The following is a 26,746-nucleotide window of genomic DNA, read 5'->3' as shown; positions in this document are numbered from 1 at the left end:
GACGTTAAGAATCCGTATCTTCGAGTGCCCACACAGATTGTCTGATAAATTGTTAAAGAGCAGGTGCGACGCGGCTTTCAGCTCACCGTCGCGAGGTGGCGTATATTACGCTTTCCTCTTTCAGAGTCAACCCTGAATTTCAGGATTTTTCTCTTCAACCGACCGGCTGTTTGTGTGAAGTGATTCACATCCGCCGTGTCGATGGAGGCGCATTATAGGGAGTCGGTTCAGGAAGACAAGCGGAAAAATGCATTTTTGTTTTAACCGCTCATCTTTTATCCATAACGCTTATTTTTGCTGCTTTTTTATCGCTGATGGCAGGTCGGCAAGGCTGTTTAACACCCAGTCCGCCGCGTTTTCTGCTTCTGCCGTGACCGGTTTACCCGTACGCACCAGCACTTTTGTCCCGACATTTGCCGCCGCTGCCGCCTGCATATCTTCCAGCTTGTCTCCCACCATATAAGAGGCAGCCATATCGATATGCAGGAAATCACGCGCCGAGATAAGCATTCCTGGATGCGGCTTGCGGCAATCACATACCTGACGGAACTCTTCTATGCTGCCCTGCGGATGGTGAGGACAATAATAGATGCCGTCCAAATCAACATCGCGATCCGCCAACGACCAGTCCATCCATTCGGTTAACGTTTCAAACTGCGCCTCAGTGAATTTGCCGCGCGCGATTCCGGACTGGTTCGTCACCACCACCAGCGCATAGCCCATTTTTTTTAGCTCGCGCATCGCGTCAATAACACCGTCTATAAACTCAAATGCATCGATTTCATGTACGTAGCCGTGATCCACATTAATGGTGCCGTCACGGTCGAGAAAAATTGCGGGTACAGACTTTGCCACCTTTTATAGCTCCTGAGTAAAGCAAGTGGCGCTAGTATCGCATGTTTCAGCAGGCAAGAAAGTGCTCATCGTATAAAGCCTGATTGATTTAGACGTCTGGATGCCTTAACATCCATTCTGTTGACGGCGTTGACCGTATTAGACAGACGAAAATGCCACGGCTAACTTAATTACGATAATAAATAACCAATGATTAAACTTTCGAATATTACCAAAGTGTTCCAGCAGGGGACGCGCACCATTCAGGCGCTAAATAATGTCAGCCTGCACGTGCCTGCCGGGCAGATTTATGGCGTCATTGGCGCCTCCGGCGCCGGTAAAAGTACGCTTATCCGCTGCGTTAACTTACTTGAACGCCCAACCGAAGGTAGCGTTCAGGTCGGCGGTCAGGAGCTGACAACGCTTTCAGAGTCTGAGTTGACCAAAGCTCGCCGTCAAATCGGCATGATTTTCCAACATTTTAACCTGCTCTCTTCCCGTACCGTGTTTGGCAACGTCGCGTTGCCGCTGGAACTGGATAACACACCAAAGGAAGAGATCAAACGCCGTGTCACAGAGCTGCTGGATTTAGTCGGTCTTGGCGACAAGCACGACAGCTATCCGGCAAATCTTTCCGGCGGTCAGAAACAGCGTGTCGCGATTGCCCGCGCGTTAGCCAGTAATCCAAAAGTGTTGCTGTGCGATGAAGCCACCAGCGCGCTTGATCCCGCGACGACCCGTTCGATTCTGGAATTGCTGAAAGATATCAACCGTCGTCTGGGGTTGACGATTCTGCTTATCACTCATGAAATGGATGTCGTGAAACGTATCTGCGACTGTGTTGCCGTCATCAGTAATGGCGAGCTTATTGAGCAGGATACGGTCAGCGAAGTCTTCTCGCATCCTAAAACGCCGCTGGCGCAGAAGTTTATTCAGTCCACTCTGCACCTGGACATTCCGGAAGATTACCAGGCGCGTTTGAAAGCGTCGCCGGAAACTGACAGCGTGCCGATGCTGCGCATGGAGTTCACCGGGCAGTCTGTGGATGCCCCGCTGCTTTCTGAAACCGCGCGTCGTTTCAACGTGAACAATAATATTATCAGCGCGCAGATGGATTACGCGGGCGGTGTGAAGTTCGGCATTATGCTAACGGAAATGCACGGCACACAAGAAGAGACGCAAGCCGCAATTGCCTGGCTGCAGGATCACCATGTGAAAGTAGAGGTACTGGGTTATGTCTGAGGCAATGATGTGGTTACTGGTTCGTGGCGTCTGGGAAACGCTGGCGATGACCTTTGTCTCCGGTTTCTTCGGTTTCGTGATTGGCCTGCCGGTTGGCGTATTGCTGTATGTTACGCGCCCGGGGCAGATTATGGAGAACGCCAGGCTGTATCGCGCCCTTTCTGCGGTGGTCAATATTTTCCGCTCGATTCCCTTTATCATCCTGCTGGTGTGGATGATTCCTTTTACCCGAATAATTGTCGGCACCTCCATTGGTTTGCAGGCCGCGATTGTACCGCTGACCGTCGGCGCCGCGCCTTTTATCGCCCGTATGGTGGAAAATGCGTTATTAGAGATCCCTGCCGGGCTGATTGAAGCCTCGCGAGCGATGGGTGCCACGCCGCTGCAAATTGTACGTAAAATCCTTTTACCGGAAGCGCTGCCTGGTCTGGTGAATGCGGCAACCATTACACTGATCACCCTGGTCGGTTACTCCGCAATGGGCGGCGCCGTCGGCGCAGGCGGCCTCGGTCAAATCGGCTATCAGTACGGTTATATTGGATACAATGCTACCGTGATGAATACGGTGCTGGTATTACTCGTCGTTCTGGTTTATTTAATTCAGTTATCCGGCGATCGCATCGTCAGGGCTGTCACGCATAAGTAACGTTAAACACAACACAAATACTCATTAAGGAAATAAGCATGGCGTTCAAATTCAAAACCTTTGCGGCAGTGGGTGCTCTGATTGGTTCTCTGGCACTTGCAGGTTGCGGTCAGGATGAAAAAGATCCGAATCATATTAAAGTCGGCGTAATCGTTGGCGCAGAGCAGCAAGTTGCCGAAGTCGCGCAGAAAGTCGCGAAAGAAAAATACGGCCTGGACGTGGAATTGGTGACCTTTAATGATTATGTTCTGCCTAATGAAGCGCTGAGCAAAGGCGATATCGATGCCAATGCCTTCCAGCACAAACCGTATCTGGATCAGCAAATCAAAGATCGCGGCTACAAACTGGTTTCTGTAGGTAAGACTTTTGTCTATCCCATTGCAGGATATTCCAAAAAAATTAAATCTCTGGATGAGCTCAAGGACGGTTCCCAGGTCGCTGTGCCTAATGACCCGACCAACCTTGGTCGTTCCCTGCTGCTGCTGCAAAAAGTAGGGCTGATTAAGCTGAAAGACGGCGTCGGTCTGCTTCCTACCTCGCTGGATATCGTCGAAAACCCGAAAAATCTGAAAATTGTTGAGCTGGAAGCGCCGCAGTTGCCGCGTTCGCTGGATGACGCGCAGATCGCGTTAGCGGTCATCAATACGACATACGCCAGCCAGATTGGCCTGACGCCAGCGAAAGACGGTATCTTCGTTGAAGATAAAGATTCTCCGTACGTTAACCTGATCGTGACGCGTGAAGATAACAAAGACGCCGAGAATGTGAAAAAATTCGTTCAGGCTTACCAGTCTGATGAAGTGTACGAAGCCGCAAATAAAGTTTTTAATGGCGGCGCGGTGAAAGGCTGGTAAGTTTTAGGCTGATTCCACAATCTGTAATATTATTCAGGACGGGCTATTGCCCGTCTTGTCATTTATGCAAGCTCCTGATTCAATATCTGGCAATTAGAACATTCATTGAGGAAATATTATGCGTGCTTTACCGATCTGTTTATTGGCACTCATGCTGGGCGGTTGTTCCATGCTAAGCAGATCCCCTGTTGAACCTGTTCAAAGCACCGCAACCCCGCCAAAAGCGGAGCCGGAGAAACCTAAAGCGCCGCGTGCCGCTCCCGTCAGGATTTACACCAATGCTGAAGACTTAGTCGGCAAACCTTTCCGCGATCTTGGCGAGGTTAGCGGCGAATCCTGCCAGGCGACAAATCAAGACTCTCCGCCTAACATTCCAACTGCGCGCAAGCGTATGCAGATTAATGCATCTAAAATGAAAGCCAACGCCGTCCTGCTGCACAGCTGTGAAATTACCAGCGGCACGCCAGGCTGCTACCGTCAGGCGGTTTGTATCGGGTCCGCCCTGAATATTTCGGCGAAATGAGCAGCTTTCAGTTTGAACAAATCGGCGTTATTCGCTCCCCCTATAAAGAAAAATTCGCCGTTCCGCGCCAGCCCGGTCTGGTCAAAAGCGCCTGCGGCGAACTGCATCTGATAGCGCCTTACAATCAGGCCGATGCCGTTCGCGGCCTGGAAGCTTTCAGCCATTTGTGGGTGCTTTTCGTTTTTCATCAGACGATGGACGGCGGCTGGCGGCCAACAGTTCGTCCACCCCGTCTTGGCGGTAACGCCAGAATGGGCGTTTTTGCCACGCGCTCCACATTCCGCCCCAATCCGATTGGCATGTCGCTCGTTGCGCTAAAAGGTATCGAGTGCCGGAAAGAGAGCGTAATTCTGAAATTAGGCAGTCTGGATCTGGTGGATGGCACGCCGGTGGTGGATATCAAACCGTATTTACCGTTTGCCGAAGCCTTACCGGACGCCGCCGCCAGCTATGCACAACAGGCGCCGATAGCTGAAATGCCCGTGAGTTTTACCGCTGAGGTGGCTCAACAGCTTACGACGCTGGAAAGGCGTTATCCGCAGCTACGGACATTTATTTGCGATGTGCTGGCGCAAGATCCTCGCCCGGCTTATCGTAAGGGTGAAGAGACGGGCAAAACCTATGCCGTCTGGCTGCATGATTTTAACGTGCGCTGGCGTGTGGTTAACACCGGATTTGAAGTGTTTGCGCTGGAACCACGGTAATTTCACGCCCTTCTCTTTTGACATCTCTTGCACGCTGGTAAACTAAATCACTTTTTTTGTATCAGGCTCACATTGAGCCTGTTCGATCGTTCAACTGGAACCGTAACAACATGCGTACTAGCCAATACCTGCTCTCCACTCTGAAGGAGACACCTGCCGACGCCGAGGTTATCAGCCACCAGCTGATGCTGCGCGCCGGGATGATCCGCAAGCTCGCCTCCGGGTTATATACCTGGCTGCCGACCGGCCTGCGCGTCCTGAAAAAAGTCGAAAACATCGTGCGTGAAGAGATGAACAACGCCGGTGCTATCGAGGTGTCGATGCCAGTCGTTCAGCCAGCCGACCTGTGGCAAGAGAGTGGTCGTTGGGAACAGTATGGTCCGGAACTGCTGCGTTTTGTCGACCGTGGCGAGCGTCCGTTCGTACTCGGCCCGACCCACGAAGAAGTTATCACCGATCTGGTGCGTAATGAACTCAGCTCTTATAAGCAGTTGCCGCTGAACTTCTTCCAAATCCAGACCAAATTCCGTGATGAAGTGCGTCCGCGCTTTGGCGTGATGCGTTCGCGCGAATTCCTGATGAAAGATGCTTACTCTTTCCACACCTCTCAGGAGTCGTTGCAGGAAACCTATGACGCCATGTACGCCGCGTATAGCCGTATCTTCAGCCGTATGGGGCTGGATTTCCGCGCGGTACAGGCCGATACCGGTTCTATCGGCGGCAACGCCTCGCATGAATTCCAGGTGCTGGCGCAAAGCGGCGAAGACGATATCGTTTTCTCTGATGTTTCTGATTACGCGGCTAACATTGAACTGGCAGAAGCTATCGCGCCGCAAACGCCGCGCGCAGCGGCGACGCAGGAAATGACTCTGGTCGATACGCCAAATGCCAAAACCATCGCGGAGCTGGTGGAACAATTCAACCTGCCAATTGAAAAAACGGTAAAAACGCTGCTGGTGAAAGCGGTGAAAGACAGCAAGTCTCCGCTGGTGGCTCTGCTGGTCCGCGGCGATCATGAACTGAATGAAGTTAAAGCGGAAAAACTGCCGCAGGTTGCCAGCCCGCTGACCTTCGCTACCGAAGAAGAGATTCGCGCCGTGATTAATGCCGGCCCTGGCTCCCTCGGCCCGGTCAATATGCCGATTCCGGTCATCATCGATCGCACCGTTGCCGCCATGAGCGATTTTGCCGCTGGCGCCAACATCGACGGTAAACACTACTTTGGTATTAACTGGGATCGCGATGTGGCGACGCCTGTTGTTGCCGACATCCGTAACGTAGTCGCCGGCGATCCGAGTCCGGATGGTCAGGGAACGTTGCTTATCAAACGCGGTATCGAAGTGGGTCACATCTTCCAGTTAGGAACCAAGTACTCAGAAGCGCTGAAAGCCTCCGTTCAGGGTGAAGATGGCCGTAACCAGATCCTGACAATGGGCTGTTACGGTATCGGCGTAACACGTGTCGTTGCCGCGGCTATCGAGCAGAACTTTGACGAGCGCGGCATTGTATGGCCTGACGCCATTGCGCCTTTCCAGGTCGCTATTCTGCCGATGAATATGCACAAATCCTTCCGTGTGCAGGAGCTGGCGGAAAAGCTGTACAGCGAATTGCGCGCGCAGGGCATTGAAGTGCTGATGGACGACCGTAAAGAGCGCCCGGGCGTGATGTTTGCCGATATGGAGCTGATTGGTATTCCACATACTATCGTGATTGGCGATCGCAACCTGGATAACGACGATATTGAGTATAAATACCGTCGTAGCGGTGAAAAATCGCTGATTAAAACCGGCGATATCGTTGATTATCTGGTCAAGGCGATTAAAGGCTAAACGACATTTTGTTGGGATTGCCCGGCGCCATCCGGCAGATATGTAAAGGCCTCGCACCCTGCGAGGCCTTTTATTAGTGAGTGCAATCTTTACCCGGCGTAAACTTCGCATTTTTATCGGCTATTAGCATTTTTACCGGCTCGCCCGTGTCCGGGTTCGCGGCAAACACAAAATGCCCTTCTACCGTCAGCAGCACCGGTTTTTCCGCTTCACCTTTCGCCGTCAAATAGCCGCGCTCAAGCTGGGCGTTACTGGCGACCGGCAGCCGTTTTCCGGTCGCACAATCGGTAAAGGTCGCCGCATCGGCCCTGTATACATACATACCACGCAACGGCATTGGCGTTACCGGCAGGCTGGCGGTAACAGGCACAAGCGTATAATTAAGCTGCGAAGCCACCGGATTGCCTTCTCTGTCGAGCATCTCCAGCGCATTGCCTTTCGCGCGATAATACGATTTCTCGCCATTGCTGTCGGTTAACACCAGTTTATCCGCCGTCCGCGCCCAGGTACCGTATGACGCAAAAGAGGAAGGTTCTTCGCGCACGCCCTGATAGCGCTCGTTCATCACCCATGTGCCGTCTTTTTCCAGAAACAGTGACGTTTCAATACCTTCACAATCCGCACAGGGCAGCACGCCGCGCCAGCTTTGCTGCATGGGTTTTAATTCCGCCGCCTGCGCAGGTTGCAGGGCGTCAACTTCCGCACGGTTATTACACCCTATCAATGCAAATAGCGTACAGGCTGCCGCTACTGACAATATTGCTGTTCTCACCATAAAATCCTTATGAAATTGCTATTCCTGCCCGTCAATCCAGTGGACGACGAACTTTACCGCGAAGCGCCTTTACAGAAGATTTTTGCGCCTTTGAGGACAAACGGCGCTCTTTCGAGGCACGCGTCGGACGGGTTGCGCGACGGCTTTTCTGCTCCGCAGTTAATTCTTTTATGACGGCAACCAGCCTGGCGATAGCCGCTTCCCGGTTGAGCTCCTGGCTCCGGAACTCCTGCGCCTTAATGATAATGACGCCATCATCGCTTATCAGATGGTGGCTGGCCGTCAGCAAACGCTGTTTATAATACTCTGGCAGGCCAGAGGCCCGAATGTCAAAGCGCAAATGAATCGCGCTAGAGGTCTTATTTACGTGCTGACCACCCGCGCCCTGCGCGCGAATGGCCGTAATTTCCAGCTCATCATCGGCTATGGAGACCGTCCGGGAGATGGCAATCATGAGGGCTGTTGCCAGGCGGTTAGCTGTATTTCCAGATTATTCCGAGCATCAGAAAGCCAGATTGCGCCGTCCTGAATCGTCGCCTGTAGCGTCATGGTACGATCGGCAAATTCACTGAGCTGCGCCAGTTGCCCGTCATCCAGATACCAGACGGACAGGTTAGCGAACTGCGCGCACTTGCTTTGATGCTGCTGCCACCAGATTTGCGCCGCCCGGGAGTTATAAGCAAAGAGCGCGACATCGCTTGCCTGAGTACAGGCTTTCTTAATACGGCGCTCATCCGGCAGCCCCAGCTCTATCCAGAGATCGATGCCCAGATGATCGTTGCGCAGCCAGGCCTCCGGCTCATCTTCCGCGCTGAGCCCGCGTGTAAACTGCAACCGTTCATCAGCATATTTTATCCATGCCAACAGGCGCAGCATCATGCGCTCCTGCGTTTCAGAAGGGTGACGCGCCAGCGTCAATGCCGCATCCAGAAACCGGTTGCGATCAAGGTCAGCCACATTGACGACGGCTTTATAAATTGTCGCTTTAAGCGCCATGAGAAAACTCCTTTCGAATCAGGCGCCCATTGTAGCGAAAACCGCGCTAAAAGGCTGTTAACGAATCTTTTACCCACTCGCGTCAGGCGCTGATATTGCGCAAATGAGTATGGTATAGTCACCTTGCTAAACAAGATTTAACTTCGTAGGCTTAGACTTGCATCCACGGTTAAGTCAGAATGCTGACAGGAGGGCATGTGGAAAAATATTGTGAGTTAGTACGCAAGCGGTATGCGGAAATCGCCAGCGGAGACTTAGGGTATGTCCCGGATGCGCTGGGTTGTGTATTGAAAGTGCTTAATGAAGTGGCGGCAGATAGCGCCCTTTCAGAGTCGGTCAGGGAAAAGGCAGCTTATGCTGCCGCGAACTTACTGGTGAGCGATTATGTCAATGAATGAAACGTATCAACCCATTAATTGCGATGACTACGATAGTCTTGAGCTTGCCTGCATGCATCATTTAATACTGACGCTAACGTTAAAAGATGGCGAGGTTTTGCAGGCAAAAGCGAACGATTTGATCTTACGTAAAAACGTAGAGTATCTGCTTGCCGAGGTTTCCGGCGAGTCTTGTGAACTTCGTCTCGATAAAATCGCCAGTTTCAGCCACCCGGAAATTGGTACCGTGGTAGTTAGCGAATCCTGAGTATTTTGTTGCCGGATGGTGGTGCAAGCACCTTATCCGGCCTACGTTCCATGCGATACGTAGGCCTGATAAGCGCAGCGCCATCAGGCATGCCAAACCAGACTCACCCCTTCTTTATCTTCTGCAGCTCCCTCACGCGTCACAAAAACACCCGCAGCCGCAATCAGCGTTTCGCCGTAAAACAACAGCGGCGTGGTGTCTCGTCGCCAGGGCGGGATCCCCTGCTCCTGCCAGATTTTCTTTAATTTACGTCCGCCGTGACGTCCCACAATGTGTAGCAACCCTGGCGCTTTAAACCGAATGCTGACGGATTCTTCCTCTCGCGGTCGGCGCAGTTCGCCCCCAGGAACGAGCTGTACCGTCCCTAAGCCGGCAGGCAGCGCCAGCGGTGTTTGCCAGGCGGGCCAGGCGACCGTCGTTTCGTGTTGTCCGGCCACGGATTTAATCCACCACAGTTGCGACTGATAACGGCGAATCTCGTGATCGCCAAAGCGTAAACAGGGAGAGGCATCGTCGCGCGCCAGCGCCACCTCCTGCCAGATACGTTCCAGCGCGTCGCGAGAGGGCATCGGCGCATTACGCATCGCCAGCCAGCGACGCAAAATCGCCGCCCGCCGTACATCGCTCATCGACATTAATGGAGAGAGCCGCAATGTTCCCTCCGCCGTGATACAGTCCGTAAGATCGCTGGCCAGAAGCTCGTCCAGCAGCCTTTCTTGCTCGGCGCAGAGCGTCGCGCTACGGGCTACCGCCGCAGGAAAATGCGGCCAGCGCTGCTGCAAGAGCGGAAGCGCGCGCAGGCGTAAGAAATTGCGATCGTAGGCGTCATCCTGATTGCTTTCATCTTCAATCCAGCATAAGCCATGACGCACAGCCCACTGTTCCAGCGTCTTCCGCGTTTCTCTCAACAGCGGGCGAAGAAGCAGAGTTCCGGCAAAAGGCGAGCATTCTCCCATCGCGGAAAGTCCGGCCGGACCGCTGCCGCGCTTTAACGCCAGCAGGAATGTTTCACACTGATCGTCAAGGTGCTGCGCGGTTGCCAGCACTTCACCAGGCAATAGCGTCTGTGCGAACGCCCGGTAGCGCGCTTCACGCGCATGGGCCTCGATACCCAGGCCATTATCTGCCAGCGTCACCCGCTCCACTACCAGCGGAACCTGCCAGCGTTCGCATACGGTTTCGCAATGCCGCACCCAGCTATCAGCATGAGGGCTTAAACCGTGATGAATATGGATAGCACGCAGCGTGACGTCAGGATGGCGTTCTCGCCACAACACCAGTTGATGCAGAAGCACCGTAGAATCCAGGCCACCGCTAAAGGCAGCCAGAATACGGCGAGAAGAGAGTAACGAGGTATTCAACGTGAGAGTGGTCATGATCCATGCTTATAGTGACTTAGCCCGGCAACGTTACCTGGCGAGCGTCTTAATGACAAGCCTTACTGCTCATACAGCTCAAGCGGTAAACCGTCCGGATCGTTGAAAAAAGTAAAGCGCTTCCCGGTATACGGATCGATGCGTATCGGTTCGCACTTAACCTGATGCTTTTCCAGATGCGCAACGGCGTTTTCCACATTTTCCACGCTGAAAGCCAGATGGCGCAGGCCGCAGGCTTCAGGTCGGCTTGGACGCGCCGGAGGGAAGGGAAAAGAGAAAAGCTCAATCACATACTGCCCGTTTAGTGCCAAATCGCCCTTCCACGAGTCACGCTCTTCCCGCCAGACTTCGCTTAGCAGATCGAACCCCAGAATATCGCAGTAAAACGCCTTGCTCACCGCATAGTCTGTCGCAATGATCGCGATGTGATGAACCTGTTTTAATCCCAGCATAGCGTCTCCTTTATTGATTATCAGTACGTTACTCGTCACATTCCCGTCAGGCAAGCTAACAGGCGTGTTTTAAGACTCGTACCTGGTACACCCCGTCTCCATTCCGTTTCGCGCCGTGAATATCCGTTTCAAAACCGGGATAATGCTGGCCAATCGAGCAGAGCATCAGCAGAAAATCGAGCACGGCCCGACTCTGTTGCGTGATCCTCTCGCCGGGCATCAACAGCGGAACGCCTGGCGGATAAGGCAGGATCATATTCGCGGAAACGCGCCCTGGCAGTTGATCGAGCGCCACGGTTTCCACCTCGCCTTTGATCTGACGCTGCCAGGCCTGGTGCGGGGTCATGATCATCTCCGGTAAAACCTCGAACGCCCGCAACATCAGCCCCGGAAGATCGTGCTGGCGGATCAGTTTATGGATCCCCTGCGCCAGATCCTGAATGCGCATATTGCGATAAAAATCCGGATCTTCCGCATACAGATCCGGCAACATATTTTTGACGCGCAGGTTAAGATCGTAGGCCCGTTTAAATTCTGTCAGTCCGCGCAGCAGCCCCATCGCACGGGTCTTATCAATCCCTATGCTGAACAAAAACAGCAGATTATACGGCCCGGTTTTTTCCACCACCACGCCTCGCTCATCGAGGAACTTCGCCACCAGCGCGGCGGGTATCCCCTCTTCGCTCATGTTGCCCTGTTCATCCATTCCCGGCGTCAGGATTGTCACCTTAACCGGATCGAGGAACATATGATCGTCATCGGCATCGGCGAAGCCATGCCAGGTTTCTCCCGGCGTGACCGGCCAGCATTCGGCCTCATCAACCTCTTCCGGCTGCCAGATATCAAAGAACCAGCTATCGGACTCTTCACGTAGCCGCTGTACCTCTTTACGAAAATGGAGCGCCCGCTCCACCGAACGATTAATCAATCTTTTCCCTGGATTGCCGCGCAGCATCGCCGCTGCGGTTTCGATAGAGGCGACAATGGGATAGCTCGGCGATGTGGAAGTGTGCATCATAAACGCTTCGTTAAACGTCTCTTCGTCATATTCCCCTTTGATATGAATAAGCGACGCCTGCGAAAAAGCCGCCAGCATTTTATGGGTGGATTGCGTTTCGAAAATCACTTTTCCGGGCACCCGATCGCCGCTCATCCCGCTTTTCCCCTGGTAGATCGGATGGAAATGGGTATAGGGTACCCAGGCGGAATCAAAATGGATCGAGGGAACGTCCAGCATCTGCTTGATCCAGTTAGTGTTATACAACAGACCATCGTAAGTAGAATTGGTGATAACCGCATGAACCGGCCATTGCGCCTGCGCGGTTTCCGCCACCTTACGCGCAATGCTGTCGCGGGTAAATTCACGCTTAGGAATACCGCCGAGAATACCGAGCGCATTGCGCGTCGGCTTCAACCAGAGAGGCACCACATCGCTCATCATCAGCAAATGCGCCAGCGATTTATGGCAATTACGATCAATAAGTAGCGTACTTCCCGCAGGCGCGGCATACATACCGACAATTTTATTCGAGGTCGACGTACCGTTCGTCACCATATAACTCTGCTCGGCGCCAAAAGTACGGGCGATATACTCTTCCGCTTCCAGATGCGGCCCGGTGTGATCCAGCAGCGATCCCAGTTCAGTCACCGAAATCGACACATCGGCCTTTAAGGTATTGCCGCCAAAAAAGTCATAAAACAGACAGCCTGGCGGGCTTTTCTGATACGCCGTTCCCGCCATATGACCCGGCGTACAAAAGGTATATTTTCCTTCTTTGGCGTAGGTAAACAGCGCTTTGGTAAACGGCGGCGTAATATTATCGAGATATTCGTTTGTATATTGATGAATGCGCGTCGCGATATCTTCAGCCAGCCCCAATGCATACTCAAAAAACCACAGCGCCATGCGCATATCGTGAACGCTAACGTCCAGCGTGGAGTTGGTATTGATAAAGGCGTAGAGAGGAAGGTATTCATTTAGCTGGTTGATTTCGCTACAAAGGTCGAGACTGTATTCATCCCAGTCAAAAATAACGCCGCAGATGCGCGGGTTATGTTCAATAAACTTCAACAAGTCAACGCTATTTTGCGGCCAGATAATTTGAAATCCCAGGGATTGTAATGCACGCTCAAGCTCCTTGATGGGTTCATCTTTATAATAAACCCCGTGCGGCCCCATAATGGCGATGATGTTCATGCTTTCTCCTGAAAAAACCTGAGATAAGCATAGTAACAATCCTGCCGATGCAAAGCACCGACAGGATTTATCTTATTACAATGCGTTCCATGCATCGGCCCAGGCAATCCCTACGCCGGGCTCATAGTAGGCAGGCGCAACATTACACCATGAGCCTTCCGGGAACGGTTTGCACTGGTACAATGCGCCATTACTGTTGACGATGTCGCCCGGATTCCATTTCTGGCTGCTGCTCCAGGCAGGATAGCTGGTGGTCTTATCTTCGTCATCCGCAGCGGCGGCCTTCGCTTTCACATTCAGCGTATAAACCGCTGTACTGGAGAGCGTACCGTCGCTAACGGTCAGATTCACCACATACTGGGTGTTCTGAGTGACATCCGGCGCGTTGAAAATCACAACGGCTTTATCCTGGCCGCTCAGCGTTTTGCCATCCTGCGACATCCAGGTATAGGTGAGCTTGTCGCCATTCGCGTCGGTCGATCCTTCCGCGCTGAGTGAAACCGGGCTACCAGCTTCCACCGCCCCGACCGGCCCGGCAATGCGCGCGACTGGCGCCACGTTTTCATCCGTCACTGGCGCCGGAGTTGGCGTGACATCCGGTTCAGTGGTTCCGTTATCATCGACGACATTAACGTTGAAATAATGCTGTACACATTTCGTGTAGTCGCCCTCTTTAAAGGCGGTATACGGCGTCTGATATCCCACTAACTGGCAGGAATAGGTTTTACCGTCCGCAGTATCGGCGCTCCAGCCCCAGTCTTGTTCCCAATAGATCGGTAACGCGCCAGCGCCGCCTTCATCGAACTGCTTCATCTTTTTACAGCCCAACACTTCGTCCGCCGGCACCGGCACTTTCAGGTAGTTGGCAAACTCTTTGTAGTAGGCGATGCGGTTAAGCGACTGCGCATTCTCATCTGCGCCGCCGCACTCCACGCCGCCATTGATGATTTGAATGGTGACGCCGAAACCTGATACCAGGCCGTTTGCTTTATCGCGATCGTTTGGCTGCCAGGTACCGTCAATCACATGTAGCATAGACGGCTTCGGCGGCTGCGGATACACAAAGAAGAAGACGGCGCTCGCCAGGTTCATCCAGGTATCCGCCACCAGCTCGGGTTTATCCAGCAGAGGGCGAACGTCGCCATACATCGCGTCAGAGAAAGGCCCATAGTTGTAGTTATAAGAAAGCTGTTTTGCCCCGCGACCAAAATAGCTGAGGAAATCGCCATCCTTATCTTTACCGCACGGCCAGGTCTGGCCCTGCCATACATCCGGGTTACATTCGCCGTTGTAGCCGCCTTTCTGCCCTTCTGTCCAGCCGACTTCGCGCAGATAGACCAGCGCCTGACGCCATTCCGGAATGTCACGCCAGCTTTCGTGACCGCCCGTCTCCTGGGCAAAATGCGCAAACATAGTAGCCAGGGTTTTACGGCAGATAGCGTCGCTATCGCGTCCATCGGTGTAGGTACCACAAACCGCCGGGAATTTACCTATCGCTTTCAGGAAGTTAGAGTAAGTGTATTCCGGTGCGCGCATCGGGAACAGATAATCCCAGTCGGCCTCTTTCAGAATACTTTCAACGCGTTTTACGTTTGCCGGGTTAGCGGCGCGCCCCGGTTCGATTTGTTCGACCGCGCTGTTATCCAACGTCTGGATAGAGGATTTCACTGCCTCCATTAACGGAAAATCCGTCAGCGCTTTCTCTTTCGCCGCCAGATCGCTGGCGTTGATGGTCATTGGCTCACTACTGCTAAGCAGCGGCGCGGCCTGCGCACCGGATAAGCTCAACATGATTCCTGCCGCCACGGCGCTGAGCGCCAGTGTTTTTTGCAATCCCATAATTTTCTCCTTGAAGGGTAGTTCACTGCCTGCCCTGGCCACACGCCTGGCAGTTGCTACAGTGTCAGGGAGAACATGCTGTTGCGTTTAATCACATCAACTCATCGGCATCTCATTTTTCCTCGTCCAAAAAAAAGAGGCCGGATTATCCGGCCTCCTGGGAAAAATGAGGTAAATGATTAGGCGTAACCGTAGCTCATCAAACGCTGGTAACGACGGTTTTTTAAATCATCGGTGCTTAACACATCGAGATCGGCTAAATCTTCCAGCAGCTGCGCTTTTAGCGACGCCGCCATCGCTTCCGGATTACGGTGCGCGCCGCCCAGCGGCTCCGGAATGATGGAATCGATTAGCTTCAGCTCTTTCAGACGCGGCGCGATGATGCCCATCGCTTCAGCAGCCAATGGCGCTTTGTCGGCGCTCTTCCACAAAATAGAAGCGCAACCTTCCGGGGAGATAACGGAATAGGTGCTGTATTGCAGCATATTCACTTTATCACCCACGCCAATCGCCAATGCGCCGCCGGAGCCGCCTTCGCCAATCACGGTGCAGATGACCGGTACGTTCAGACGAGACATCTCACGCAGGTTGCGGGCGATAGCTTCAGACTGACCACGCTCTTCCGCGCCCACGCCAGGGTAAGCGCCCGGGGTGTCGATGAAGGTGATAATCGGCATGTTGAAGCGTTCAGCCATTTCCATCAGGCGCAGTGCTTTGCGGTAGCCTTCCGGCGCTGGCATGCCAAAGTTACGACGAATTTTTTCTTTGGTTTCACGACCTTTCTGATGACCAATGATCATCACCGGTCGCTCTTCCAGACGCGCGATACCGCCGACGATGGCTTTGTCATCAGCATAGGCGCGATCGCCCGCCAGCTCATCAAACTCATCAAACGCCAGACGGACATAATCCAGGGTGTACGGACGCTGCGGATGGCGCGCCAGTTGGGCTACCTGCCATGCGCCGAGATCGGCGAAGATTTTGCGCGTCAGTTCTACGCTTTTTTCGCGCAGGCGATGGACTTCTTCATCGATATTAATATCCAGTTTCTCATCCTGGCGGCTTACCGCAGTCAGAGAATCGATTTTCGCTTCCAGCTCTGCTATCGGCTGTTCAAAATCAAGGAAATTCAGACTCATAGTATTCCTGTATTAGTCAAACTCCAGTTCCACCTGCTCCGAACCAATGAGGCCACGCAGATCGTTAAGTAAACGATCGCTCGGAGAGACACGCCACGTTGCGCCAAAACGCAGCCGCGCACGCGCATCCGCCCTCTGATAGTAGAGATGTACTGGAATGGTCCCCGAGCGGTGGGGTTCCAGAGACTGACGGAGTCGGTTTAAAAGCTGGTCATCAATTTGCCTGTCCGTCAGCGAGATAGCAAGCCCGCGAGCGTATTTTTCGCGAGCTTCGTCAATATCCATCACTTCGCGGGCGGTCATTTTAAGCCCCCCGCTGAAGTCATCAAAGCTGACCTGTCCGCTGACGATAAGTATGCGGTCTTTTTCCAGCAACTGCTGGTATTTATCCAGCGCGTCGGTAAATAACATCACTTCCAGACGTCCGGAACGGTCATCCAGCGTACAGATGCCGATACGATTGCCGCGCTTGGTGACCATAACCCTTGCGGCAATCACGAGCCCCGCAGCCGTGGTGACTTTACCACGTTCTGTCGGATGCATGTCTTTGAGCCTTACCCCGCCGACATAGCGCTCAATTTCTTTTAAATACTGATTGATGGGGTGGCCCGTCAGGTACAGCCCCAACGTTTCACGTTCCCCATCTAACACCACCTGCTCCGGCCACGGCTGGCAGCTGGCATAGGATTGCTCGATTTGCTCCGGCTCTTCCGCCAGTACGCCGAACATATCCGCCTGACCGATAGCTTCCGCTTTGGCGTGCTGGTCGGCGGCTTTCAGCGCATCGCCCAATGAGTTCATCAGCGCGGCGCGGTGCGGCCCCAGGCGGTCAAACGCCCCGGACATGATCAGCTTTTCCAGCACCCGGCGGTTGAGCTTTTTGGTGTCGGTCCGCGCGCACAGATCAAACAGTTCGCGGAAATAGCCGCCCTGATTACGCGCGTCGATGATCGCTTCGATCGGCCCTTCGCCGACGCCTTTGATCGCGCCGATGCCGTAGACGATCTCGCCCTCATCGTTAACGTGGAAATGGTACAATCCGGAGTTAATATCCGGCGGCAGAATTTTCAGTCCCATCCGCCAGCACTCGTCCACCAGGCCGACGACCTTCTCGGTGTTGTCCATATCGGCAGTCATCACCGCCGCCATAAATTCAGCCGGATAGTGCGCCTTTAGCCATAGCGTCTGATAAGAAACCAGCGCATAAGCGGCGGAGTGCGATTTGTTAAACCCGTAACCGGCGAATTTCTCCACCAGGTCAAAGATTTTCATCGCCAGTTCGCCGTCGATACCGTTCTTTTTCGCGCCCTCTTCAAAAACGGAACGCTGTTTGGCCATCTCTTCCGGCTTTTTCTTACCCATCGCACGACGCAGCATATCCGCGCCGCCGAGAGTATACCCGGAAAGTACCTGGGCAATCTGCATCACCTGTTCCTGATACAGAATGATGCCGTAGGTCGGCTCCAGTACCGGCTTCAGGCTTTCATGCTGCCACTGAACGTCCGGGTAAGAGAGTTCTTCACGACCGTGCTTACGGTCGATAAAGTTATCTACCATCCCGGACTGCAACGGACCGGGACGGAACAGGGCCACCAGCGCGATCATATCTTCAAAGCAGTCCGGCTGCAGACGCTTGATCAGGTCTTTCATACCGCGCGATTCAAGCTGGAAGACCGCCGTGGTTTCCGAGCGCTGCAGCATGTCGAAGCTTTTTTTATCGTCCAGCGGAATGGCGGCGATATCCAGCGGCGGCTCGCCGTTTTTCTCGCGCCGCTTGTTGATCATCTCCAGCGCCCAGTTGATGATAGTCAACGTACGCAAACCGAGGAAGTCGAACTTCACCAGTCCGGCATATTCCACGTCGCTTTTATCAAACTGGGTAACCGGATGCTTGCCCTCTTCATCGCAGTACAGCGGCGCAAAGTCGGTAATTTTGGTCGGCGCGATGACCACGCCACCAGCGTGTTTACCGGCGTTACGCGTGACACCTTCAAGCTTACGCGCCATATCGATCAGCGCTCTGACCTCTTCGTCCGCCTCGTAAATTTCCGGCAGTTGCGGTTCCGCTTCAAAGGCTTTTGCCAGCGTCATGCCCGGATCGGGCGGCACCAGCTTCGAGATACGATCGACAAAACCGTACGGATGCCCCAGCACGCGGCCCACATCGCGGATAACGGCTTTCGCCGCCATCGTACCGAAGGTGATAATTTGCGATACTGCATCACGCCCGTACATGTCTGCGACGTGCTCAATCACCTGGTCGCGTTTCTCCATACAGAAGTCAACGTCGAAGTCAGGCATCGAGACACGTTCCGGGTTCAGGAAACGTTCGAACAGCAGGTCAAATTCCAGCGGATCAAGGTCGGTAATTTTCAGCGCGTAGGCCACCAGCGAACCAGCCCCGGAACCACGTCCCGGCCCTACCGGCACGCCGTTATCTTTTGACCACTGGATAAACTCCATCACGATGAGGAAGTAGCCAGGGAACCCCATCTGGTTGATAACCTGTAGTTCAATATCCAGACGCTCGTCATATTCCGGGCGACGCTTTTTGCGCTCTTCTTCGTCCGGAAACAGGAAAGCCAGACGCTCTTCCAGCCCCTCTTTCGATTTTTTGACCAGATAATCTTCGGTGGTCATATCGCCGGTCGGGAACTGCGGCAGGAAATATTCACCCAGACGCACCGTTACGTTGCAGCGTTTGGCAATCTCCACCGTATTTTCCAGCGCCTCCGGAATATCGGCGAACAGCTCGCACATCTCATCGATGCTGCGCATATATTGCTGCGGCGAGTAATTGCGCGGACGCTTAGGATCGTCAAGGGTGAAACCGTCGTGGATCGCGACACGAATTTCATGGGCGTCAAAATCATCGCTTTCAAGAAAACGGACATCGTTTGTCGCGACAACCGGCAAACCACGTGCCTCAGCCAGTTCAACCGCAGCATGGAGATAGGTCTCTTCATCCTGTCTGCCGGTACGGATCAGTTCCAGGAAGTAGCGATCGGGGAAATGCGCTTCATAGAAAGCAACGCACTCCTCCACCAGCGCCTGGTTGCCGCGTAGCAGACAGCGGCCTACGTCGCCCATGCGCCCGCCGGAAAGCAGGATCAAACCTTCTTTAAGCTCTACCAGCCAGTCGCGCTCGATAATCGGGCCTGCCGCGCCGTAGCCGCGCTGATACGCTTTCGAGATCAGCAACGTCAGGTTCTGGTATCCCGTATTATTCGCCGCCAGTACCGTCAGATGAGTCAGCTCATCTCCCAGCAGTTCGTTGTGAACGTTAAAGTCCGCCCCGACGATGGGTTTAATGCCCGCGCCATGACCCGCTCCGTAGAACTTCACCAGACCGCAGAGGTTGGTAAAATCGGTGATCGCCAGCGCAGGCATACCTAATGAGGCCGCCTTTTTCACCAGCGGCCCGGTCTTCGCCAGCCCATCGATCATAGAGTAGTCGCTGTGCACCCGCAGGTGAACGAAACGTGGTTCAGACATCTTCAGATTTCTCGATACAAGAATCAGGACACAAGTCCCAGAGCGCGTTTAACAGGCGCAAAACTGCGTCGGTGGTGCGCCGTCGCGCCATACTGTGCCAACTTTTCCAGATGAAAAGCGGTTGGATAGCCTTTGTGCTGCGCAAAGCCATACTGAGGAAAAACGATATCCAGCGCCGCCATTTCTGCATCGCGGGTGACTTTCGCCAGAATAGACGCCGCGCTAATCTCCGCCACGCGGCTGTCGCCTTTCACCACGGCCATTGACGGCACAGGCAGCGCCGGACAGCGATTGCCGTCGATCAGCACATATTCTGGCGCAATATGAAGACCAGCGACAGCGCGCTGCATGGCGAGCATGGTGGCATGCAAAATATTCAGCTCATCAATTTCATGCGCTTCCGCGCGTCCCAGACTCCAGCTTAACGCCTTTTCTTTAATCTCGTCATACAATGACAGACGACGCTTTTCAGACAATTTTTTGGAATCATTCAGACCGGCGATCGGACGAGCCGGATCGAGGATCACGGCGGCGGTCACTACGGCGCCCACCAGCGGGCCACGGCCCACTTCATCCACACCCGCCACTAAATGGGTGTGTGGATAAACAAATTCGATCATTGTGCTAACTCCAGGACGGCATCTGCCGCCTGCTCATCGGCATTACAGCGGATCTGCTGATGCAATTCACGGAAGGTGTCGTGCATCGCATGGCTGGTTTTACCGTTCGCCAGTAGCGGCAACAGCGCTTCGGCGAGTTTTTGCGGTTCGCACTCTTCCTGCAACAGCTCTTTGACTAATTCTCTTCCCGCCAGCAGGTTAGGCAAAGACACATACTCCGTTTTTACCAGACGTTTCGCCAGCCAGAAAGTGAAGGGCTTCATACGATACCCCACTACCATCGGGCATTTTGCCAGCATACACTCCAGTGCCGCCGTACCCGAGGCCAGCAGAGCCGCGTCGCTGGCGATCATCGCCTCGCGCGCCATGCCGTCCAGCAAATGAACGGCGAGATCCGGCGCAACCTCCGCTTTAATTTTTTCAAACTGCTCGCGGCGTTTCGCGTTCACCAGCGGCACTACCACTTCCAGATCGGGATAGCGCTGTCGCAGCAATTGTGCGGTTTTCAGGAAGTCGGCGCTGAGCATTTCCACTTCCGCGCCACGGCTGCCTGGCAGTAGCGCCAGACAATGGGCGTCATGCGGGATACCCAGCACGTCGCGCGCCGCATTTTTATCCGGGTCCAGCGGCATTGCATCCGCCATGGTGTGACCGATAAAGCGGCACGGGACGTTAAATTTATCGTAAAACGCTTTTTCGAAAGGCAGAAAAGCCAACACCATATGGGTGGATCTGCCTATTTTGAAAACGCGTTTCTGTCGCCAGGCCCAAACAGACGGGCTGACATAATGAATGGTCTTAATCCCTTGCTTTTTCAGATTACCTTCGAGGGTAATGTTGAAGTCAGGGGCATCAATCCCGACAAAGACATCGGGCTTGAGTTCGGTAAAACGACGGGTCAGATCGGCGCGGATATGCAACAAACGGCGTAAACGACCGAGCACTTCAACAATGCCCATGACCGCCAGCTCTTCCATTTCGTACCAGGCTTCACACCCTTCGGCCTGCATACGCGGCCCCGCAACGCCCACAAAGCGGGCGTTGGGTACGCGCGCTTTCAGCGCACGAATTAAGCCTGCGCCAAGAATATCGCCGGACGTTTCACCGGCGACCAGGGCAATCGTTAAAGGACGCTGTGCCGCCATTAACGAATCGGACCGCGCGTTGAACGCTCAAAGAACTCGGTAAACGCCTTCACTTCCGGATGCTTTTCAGCAAGTTCAGCGATTTCCAGCTTCGCTTCGTCGAGCGTTTTACCACTGCGGTACAACAGTTTGTAGGCATTACGAATCGCCACCAGCCCTTCACGGCTAAAGCCGCGACGCTTCAGCCCTTCGATATTTACCCCGAACGGCGTCGCATGGTTACCCTGCGCAATCACATACGGAGGGACATCCTGCGCCACGCCGGAGCAGCCGCCGACCATCACATGCGCACCGATAATGCAGAATTGATGAACTGCCGTCATACCGCCGATGATCGCAAAATCATCGACTGATACGTGCCCCGCCAGCGTGGCGTTGTTGGCGAGGATACAGCGATTACCTACCGTACAATCATGTGCGACATGCGCATTGATCATCAGCAGGTTATCGCTACCCACCTTCGTCAACCCACCGCCCTGCACTGTACCACGATGAATGGTGACGCTTTCGCGGATGCGGTTACGATCGCCAATTTCCACACGGGTCGGCTCACCCGCATATTTCAGATCCTGGTTCACTTCACCGATGGAGGCAAACTGATAAATCTCGTTGTCGCGGCCGATTTTGGTTTGACCATTCACGACCACATGAGACTTCAGTACGGTTCCCTCACCAATTTCGACCTGCGGCCCAACAATACAAAAGGGACCAATGTGGACATTAGCGCCAATTACAGCGCCGTCTTCCACAATGGCGGTAGGATGAATAAAGGCGGATTTATCAATCACGAATCAGGCCTCCCGGCTACGAGCACACATCATGGTTGCTTCGCACACGACTTTACCGTCGACCAGCGCAACCCCTTTAAAGCGGGTCAGGCCACGGCGCGTTTTCTCGAAAGTGACTTCCATGATCATCTGATCGCCTGGCACCACCGGACGCTTAAATCGCGCTTCATCAATACCCGCGAAATAATACAGTTCGCCAGGTTCCAGTTTACCAACGCTTTTAAACGCCAGAATACCGGTTGCCTGCGCCATCGCTTCCAGAATCAGCACACCTGGCAAAATCGGTTTGCCCGGGAAGTGTCCCTGGAAAAACGGCTCGTTGACGGAGACATTTTTCACCGCACGCAGAAAACGACCTTCTTCAAAGTCCAGCACGCGATCGACCAGTAAAAACGGAAAACGGTGCGGCAGAAGCTCTAAAATCTCTTCAATCTGCAGAGTATGAGTGTTAGTAGTCAAAATACTCTTCCTGTCCAAATATACAAAAAGGCAATAATAACACGGCCTGCCGCAATCGTATGAATGTGACAGGCCGGAAAAGAATGGCAACTACAAGGCGAAACGTTAGTCTTGTTGATTAACCTTGCGCTCAATCGCTTTGAGACGCTTGCTCATATCATCAATGTTCATCACCAGTGCAGCAGTTTTACGCCATACTTTGTTGGGTTGCAGCGGAATGCCTGAGGAGTAGACGCCCGGTTCCGTGATGGGACGCATCACCATACCCATGCCAGTTACCGTGACTTTGTCGCATATTTCCATATGCCCATTGATCACGCTGGCGCCACCAATCATGCAGTAACGGCCAATCTTCAGGCTACCCGCCATAATGACGCCACCGGCAACTGCCGTATTGTCGCCAATCACGACGTTATGTGCAATCTGGCACTGATTATCAATAATCACGCCATTGCCAATAACAGTATCATCCAACGCGCCACGGTCAATGGTGGTACAGGCGCCGATCTCGACACGATCGCCAATAATGACCCGGCCCAGTTGTGGGATCTTCACCCAGTTGCCACGATCGTTAGCGTAGCCAAAACCGTCCGCGCCGATCACCGTACTGGACTGGATCAGGCAATTCTCACCGATCTGAATGTCGTGGTAAATCGTTACGTTCGCCCACAAGCGTGAACCCGCCCCGATTTTGCTATTTTTTCCGACGAAACAGCCTGCGCCGATAACCACGTTATCGCCCAGTTGTACGCCAGATTCAATCACCGCATTCGCGCCGACTGAAACATTGCTACCCAGCGTTGCCGTCGCATCAATCACGGCGCTTGGCGCGATATTCTGCGCGGGCTGCGGCGTAGTATCTAAAATTTGCGCCATGCGCGCGTAGGTCAGGTAGGGATTTTTAACTACCAGCGCCGCGCTCTTAGCAAAAGGAAGATCGTCCTGCGTCATGACAACCGCAGAAGCCTGGCATAAACCTAAGTGTTCACGGTACTTAGGATTTACCATAAACGTAATGTGGCCTGTTGTTGCAGATTGCATGGACGCAACGCCGGTGATGACGATATCGCCATCACCGTGTAATTCTGCATCCAACTGTTCTGCTAAGTCAGCCAGTCGAATTGAAGGCATTACTTATTTAACCTGTTTCAGTACGTCAGCGGTGATGTCTTTCACATCGCTGCTGTTGTAAGCAACGGTGTTTGCGTCTACCACCAGATCGATACTCTGGTCGTTAGCCACTTTTTTCACCGCAGTCTGGATACGAGTCACCAGTTTGTTGCGTTCTTCGTTGGAACGACGAGCGCGATCTTTCTCAAAAGCCTGCGCTTTTTGTGCGAAAGTCTGGCGCTGAGACATCACGTCTTTTTCCAGCTTAGTACGATCGCTACCTGCTTTCATGGATTGCAGACGCTGCATTTTAGATTGCAGATCGGTTTCCATTTTTTGCAGTTCAGCCGCACGGCCTTTAAATTCGTTTTCCAGTGTATTGGATACACCCGTCTTCTGCGCAACCTGTTGGAACAGATTACCCATGTTGACGATTGCAATTTTGTCAGCAGCCTGTGCGGACGTTACCATCGCCAAACCAAGACCTGCAGCTAATAACCACTTTTTCACAATAAACTCCTTACCATCCCATTTGCACCCGAAGGTACAGCTCTTTGCGTGGCCTGGCGATCCCTGGGGGCATCGCCAAAAGTCATCGCTACACTACCAATGCATTCCTTTGCAGTGAACAATTACCAGGTTTTACCAATGTTAAACTGGAACTGCTCGGCTTTGTCTCCATCGTACTTTTTAAACGGCTGGGCGTAGGAGAAGACCAACGGCCCCAATGGGGACATCCATTGTAATGCGATACCCGCGGACATACGGATGTTGCCTGGATCGCTGTAATCCGGTACATCTGACGGCGCAGATGACGGATCCCAGTTCGTATCCCAAACGGTACCCATATCCCAGAAGAAGGAGGTACGAACCGAGTTGGCATACTTTTCGCTGATGAACGGCGTCGGGGTAATAAATTCCAGGCTGGCGACAGCCATGGCATTACCACCTACCGCATCATCTGATTTACAGCCTGAAGACTGAGTACAGGCTTCGTAATCATCATTGTTATCATTAGGATCGGTGTGAGCACCATAGCCATAAACCGCTTTCGGGCCGATAGTATTCGACTGGAAACCACGCACGGTACTGGAACCACCGGCATAGAAGTTCTCATAGAACGGCATTTCCTTGCCGCCTAAACCATCGCCGTAACCCCAGCGAGTACGCCCCAGAACCACCCACTTGTGATCGTTATCGATAGGCACATAGGTCGCGGTATCCAGCGACACTTTGTAGTATTCGTTGTCGGAACCTGGAATCGTCACTTTCCCCGTCAGATTGACGCGCGAACCGTCCGTCGGGAAATAACCACGGTCAAGCTTGTTATAGGTCCAGCCGTAGTTAAAGGTGAAGTCATCAGCGGCAAAACTGCTGGTATCAGCAGATTGTCCCATCGACTCAAGATAACGATCCATCGCGATCTGCGGCTGCATGTTGGACAGTTTGTTATGGACATAACCCAGACCAGCACGCAACGTGTTGTACTCGTTGATGGGGAAGCCAAGCGTCACATCCGTACCGTAACTCTTGTTGGTATAGTCGGATAGATCCGCGTCGTCCGCCTGGAAGTCGTTATAGAAGATACGACCACCGAGGCTCACGCCGTCAACGGTAAAGTATGGGTTAGTAACGGACAGTTCGCTGTAGGTCTGGTAGTCGTTTTTGGTGCCGTTAATCCCCACGGAATAACCGGTACCTAACCAGTTGTCCTGCTGAACGCCGGCCTGGAAGCTAACGCCGCTTTCTGTACCGTAACCGATACCGAAGTTAAAGCTACCGGTGTTGCGCTCTTTCACCTTGTACACCACATCAACCTGATCCGGGCTACCCGGAACGCGCTGCGTGTCGGTGTCGACGGTTTCAAAGAAGCCGAGACGGTTCAGACGCTCTTTCCCCTGGTCAACCAGGTCGCTGCCCAGCCACGCCCCTTCCATCTGGCGCATTTCACGGCGCAGAACGGAATCTTTTGAGGTGTCGTTGCCTTCAAAGCGGATCTTACGCACGTAGAAACGGTTGCCCGCATCGACGTTCACGCGCAGTTTTACGGTTTTGTCAGCATCGTTAATTTCAGGCTGTGACTGCACGCGCGGATAGGCGTAACCATAGCGACCCAGAAGCTTTTTGATGTCATCTTCCATTTTGGTCACTTTGGTGCCGTTATAGAGCTCGCCCGGTTCAATTTTCGTCAGGTTCTCAATTTCAGCGGAATGTCCGGCCAGGTTACCGCTCACCTGAACCCCGGAAAGCTTGTACTGATCGCCTTCGGTGATATTGACGGTGATGTAGATCCCTTTCTTATCCGGCGTCAGACTCACTTGCGTGGAGTCAATATTGAAACGCGCGTAGCCGCGATCCAGATAGTAACTGCGCAAGGTTTCAAGGTCGCCCGCCAGCTTCTGTTTCTGGTATTTACGATCGCCGACGACGTTCCACCACGGCACTTCGTCACGCAACTGGAAATGAGAAATGAGTTCTTCGGTGCTAAAGGCATGGTTACCGACGATGTTGATCTGTTGGATCTTCGCCGATACGCCCTCCTGGAACACCAGTTTAAGATCAACACGGTTGCGCGGCAGCGGCGTGACGACCGCCTTAACGCTGGCGCTGTATTTACCTACGCTATAGTAAAAGTCTTCCAGACCTTTTTCGATATCAGACAGCGTGGTGCGATCCAGAGACTCGCCAACACGTACGCCAGACGCTTCGAGGTTTTGCTTGAGCATGTCATCTTTCACCGACTTGTTCCCGGAGAAAGTGATGCTGGCAATGGTCGGACGTTCTTTTACCTGAACCAGAAGGGTATTACCATCGCGCAGGACGCGGACGTCCTCAAAGTTGCCGGTGGCGAACAGAGCGCGAATGGTGTTACTGATATCTTCATCATTAACCGTGTCGCCTGTGCGCACCGGCATACTGAGGAGAGCCGCACCAACGGCGACTCGCTGCAGGCCTTCGAAATGAATGTCCTTCACTACGAACCCTTCAGCACCGTATACGGTGGCGCTGCTGAACAGCAGCGACGCTATGAGCAACTTTTTCATCGCCATCGTTATTATGCGTTCTTCCTAACTAACT

The 26,746-nt window shown here is 53.4% G+C and carries 25 protein-coding genes; 8 read left to right on the top strand and 17 right to left on the bottom strand.

All coding sequences use genetic code 11. The features are described from left to right. Positions 1 to 288: 288 nt before the first annotated feature. Entirely contained in the window at positions 289 to 855 is a 567-nt protein-coding gene (gene gmhB / locus ACLD11_RS17050) for a D-glycero-beta-D-manno-heptose 1,7-bisphosphate 7-phosphatase (RefSeq protein WP_001140158.1), read from the bottom strand. Between the two features lie 189 nt (positions 856 to 1,044). Between gmhB and metN the strand changes: the two genes are divergently transcribed. The 6 genes from metN to proS all read left to right on the top strand — a co-directional run bounded on the left by metN (position 1,045) and on the right by proS (position 6,632). Then, complete coding sequence (metN, locus tag ACLD11_RS17045) at positions 1,045 to 2,076, top strand: methionine ABC transporter ATP-binding protein MetN (protein WP_000594021.1); 1,032 nt, start codon at positions 1,045 to 1,047, stop codon at positions 2,074 to 2,076. Then, on the top strand, positions 2,069 to 2,722 hold the full coding sequence (locus ACLD11_RS17040; RefSeq protein WP_001287482.1) for a methionine ABC transporter permease MetI: 654 nt from the start codon (positions 2,069 to 2,071) through the stop codon (positions 2,720 to 2,722). Before metN ends, ACLD11_RS17040 begins: the two co-directional genes overlap by 8 nt. Positions 2,723 to 2,760: 38 nt before the next feature. After that, positions 2,761 to 3,576, top strand: a complete 816-nt coding sequence (metQ, locus tag ACLD11_RS17035) for a methionine ABC transporter substrate-binding lipoprotein MetQ (RefSeq protein WP_000874215.1) — start codon at positions 2,761 to 2,763, stop codon at positions 3,574 to 3,576. A 118-nt stretch (positions 3,577 to 3,694) separates the two neighbouring features. Next, the gene (rcsF, locus tag ACLD11_RS17030) at positions 3,695 to 4,099 is read left to right on the top strand and encodes an Rcs stress response system protein RcsF (RefSeq protein WP_001202315.1); all 405 of its coding nucleotides are present in this window, start codon (positions 3,695 to 3,697) and stop codon (positions 4,097 to 4,099) included. Then, positions 4,096 to 4,803: a tRNA (N6-threonylcarbamoyladenosine(37)-N6)-methyltransferase TrmO gene (tsaA, locus tag ACLD11_RS17025; RefSeq protein WP_000093988.1), complete on the top strand. Its 708-nt coding sequence runs from the start codon at positions 4,096 to 4,098 to the stop codon at positions 4,801 to 4,803. Before rcsF ends, tsaA begins: the two co-directional genes overlap by 4 nt. Positions 4,804 to 4,913: 110 nt before the next feature. Then, positions 4,914 to 6,632: a proline--tRNA ligase gene (proS, locus tag ACLD11_RS17020; RefSeq protein WP_001260687.1), complete on the top strand. Its 1,719-nt coding sequence runs from the start codon at positions 4,914 to 4,916 to the stop codon at positions 6,630 to 6,632. A gap of 73 nt (positions 6,633 to 6,705) precedes the next feature. Here proS and nlpE read toward each other — a convergent pair whose 3' ends face one another. The 3 genes from nlpE to ACLD11_RS17005 are packed head-to-tail and all read right to left on the bottom strand — an operon-like array spanning position 6,706 to position 8,403. After that, positions 6,706 to 7,407: an envelope stress response activation lipoprotein NlpE gene (gene nlpE, locus ACLD11_RS17015; RefSeq protein WP_023203651.1), complete on the bottom strand. Its 702-nt coding sequence runs from the start codon at positions 7,405 to 7,407 to the stop codon at positions 6,706 to 6,708. A 31-nt stretch (positions 7,408 to 7,438) separates the two neighbouring features. Then, positions 7,439 to 7,861 (bottom strand): alternative ribosome rescue aminoacyl-tRNA hydrolase ArfB, encoded by a 423-nt coding sequence (gene arfB / locus ACLD11_RS17010; protein WP_023206495.1) that lies wholly within the window; start codon positions 7,859 to 7,861, stop codon positions 7,439 to 7,441. Further along, on the bottom strand, positions 7,858 to 8,403 hold the full coding sequence (locus ACLD11_RS17005; protein ID WP_001185319.1) for a YaeQ family protein: 546 nt from the start codon (positions 8,401 to 8,403) through the stop codon (positions 7,858 to 7,860). Before ACLD11_RS17005 ends, arfB begins: the two co-directional genes overlap by 4 nt. 197 nt (positions 8,404 to 8,600) lie before the next feature. On the opposite strand from ACLD11_RS17005, the gene ACLD11_RS17000 reads away from it, so the two are divergent. Together ACLD11_RS17000 and rof are read left to right on the top strand one after the other, a co-directional pair. Next, complete coding sequence (locus ACLD11_RS17000) at positions 8,601 to 8,801, top strand: YaeP family protein (RefSeq protein ID WP_001518678.1); 201 nt, start codon at positions 8,601 to 8,603, stop codon at positions 8,799 to 8,801. Next, positions 8,788 to 9,048 carry a Rho-binding antiterminator gene (rof, locus tag ACLD11_RS16995; protein ID WP_000062330.1) on the top strand — a complete coding sequence of 87 codons (261 nt, stop codon included), beginning with the start codon at positions 8,788 to 8,790 and terminating at the stop codon, positions 9,046 to 9,048. The genes ACLD11_RS17000 and rof overlap by 14 nt, the downstream gene beginning before the upstream one ends. An 83-nt stretch (positions 9,049 to 9,131) precedes the next feature. Here rof and tilS read toward each other — a convergent pair whose 3' ends face one another. The 13 genes from tilS to bamA form a co-directional block, all read right to left on the bottom strand. Further along, positions 9,132 to 10,424, bottom strand: a complete 1,293-nt coding sequence (gene tilS, locus ACLD11_RS16990; RefSeq protein WP_076726075.1) for a tRNA lysidine(34) synthetase TilS — start codon at positions 10,422 to 10,424, stop codon at positions 9,132 to 9,134. Between the two features lie 62 nt (positions 10,425 to 10,486). Beyond that, a complete protein-coding gene (locus ACLD11_RS16985; RefSeq protein WP_000901088.1) occupies positions 10,487 to 10,876 on the bottom strand; it encodes a VOC family protein in 390 nt (129 codons plus the stop codon). 55 nt (positions 10,877 to 10,931) lie between these two features. Further along, entirely contained in the window at positions 10,932 to 13,073 is a 2,142-nt protein-coding gene (ldcC, locus tag ACLD11_RS16980; protein WP_411015145.1) for a lysine decarboxylase LdcC, read from the bottom strand. Positions 13,074 to 13,148: 75 nt separating this feature from the next. After that, positions 13,149 to 14,912 (bottom strand): chitinase, encoded by a 1,764-nt coding sequence (locus tag ACLD11_RS16975; protein WP_000524168.1) that lies wholly within the window; start codon positions 14,910 to 14,912, stop codon positions 13,149 to 13,151. Between the two features lie 179 nt (positions 14,913 to 15,091). Further along, positions 15,092 to 16,051: an acetyl-CoA carboxylase carboxyl transferase subunit alpha gene (gene accA / locus ACLD11_RS16970; RefSeq protein ID WP_411015144.1), complete on the bottom strand. Its 960-nt coding sequence runs from the start codon at positions 16,049 to 16,051 to the stop codon at positions 15,092 to 15,094. A gap of 12 nt (positions 16,052 to 16,063) precedes the next feature. After that, positions 16,064 to 19,546 carry a DNA polymerase III subunit alpha gene (gene dnaE / locus ACLD11_RS16965; protein ID WP_001294832.1) on the bottom strand — a complete coding sequence of 1,161 codons (3,483 nt, stop codon included), beginning with the start codon at positions 19,544 to 19,546 and terminating at the stop codon, positions 16,064 to 16,066. A gap of 23 nt (positions 19,547 to 19,569) precedes the next feature. Beyond that, a complete protein-coding gene (gene rnhB / locus ACLD11_RS16960; protein WP_350389664.1) occupies positions 19,570 to 20,166 on the bottom strand; it encodes a ribonuclease HII in 597 nt (198 codons plus the stop codon). Further along, positions 20,163 to 21,311 (bottom strand): lipid-A-disaccharide synthase, encoded by a 1,149-nt coding sequence (gene lpxB / locus ACLD11_RS16955; RefSeq protein WP_000741216.1) that lies wholly within the window; start codon positions 21,309 to 21,311, stop codon positions 20,163 to 20,165. Before lpxB ends, rnhB begins: the two co-directional genes overlap by 4 nt. Beyond that, positions 21,311 to 22,099: an acyl-ACP--UDP-N-acetylglucosamine O-acyltransferase gene (lpxA, locus tag ACLD11_RS16950; protein ID WP_000565952.1), complete on the bottom strand. Its 789-nt coding sequence runs from the start codon at positions 22,097 to 22,099 to the stop codon at positions 21,311 to 21,313. Before lpxA ends, lpxB begins: the two co-directional genes overlap by 1 nt. 3 nt (positions 22,100 to 22,102) lie before the next feature. Continuing rightward, positions 22,103 to 22,558 (bottom strand): 3-hydroxyacyl-ACP dehydratase FabZ, encoded by a 456-nt coding sequence (gene fabZ, locus ACLD11_RS16945; protein ID WP_000210741.1) that lies wholly within the window; start codon positions 22,556 to 22,558, stop codon positions 22,103 to 22,105. Positions 22,559 to 22,663: 105 nt separating this feature from the next. After that, on the bottom strand, positions 22,664 to 23,689 hold the full coding sequence (lpxD, locus tag ACLD11_RS16940) for a UDP-3-O-(3-hydroxymyristoyl)glucosamine N-acyltransferase (protein WP_001139265.1): 1,026 nt from the start codon (positions 23,687 to 23,689) through the stop codon (positions 22,664 to 22,666). 3 nt (positions 23,690 to 23,692) lie between these two features. Next, positions 23,693 to 24,178 carry a molecular chaperone Skp gene (gene skp, locus ACLD11_RS16935; protein ID WP_000758966.1) on the bottom strand — a complete coding sequence of 162 codons (486 nt, stop codon included), beginning with the start codon at positions 24,176 to 24,178 and terminating at the stop codon, positions 23,693 to 23,695. Between the two features lie 122 nt (positions 24,179 to 24,300). Further along, positions 24,301 to 26,718: an outer membrane protein assembly factor BamA gene (gene bamA / locus ACLD11_RS16930; protein ID WP_001240934.1), complete on the bottom strand. Its 2,418-nt coding sequence runs from the start codon at positions 26,716 to 26,718 to the stop codon at positions 24,301 to 24,303. Between the last annotated feature and the right edge of the window lie 28 nt (positions 26,719 to 26,746).

This window comes from Salmonella sp. 741265116_PST, from assembly GCF_046567715.1.
GTDB classification, from domain to species: Bacteria; Pseudomonadota; Gammaproteobacteria; order Enterobacterales; family Enterobacteriaceae; genus Salmonella; species Salmonella enterica.
The sequence above is the reverse complement of the archived record's forward strand: the minus strand, read 5'-3'. Positions and strand labels throughout refer to the sequence as shown.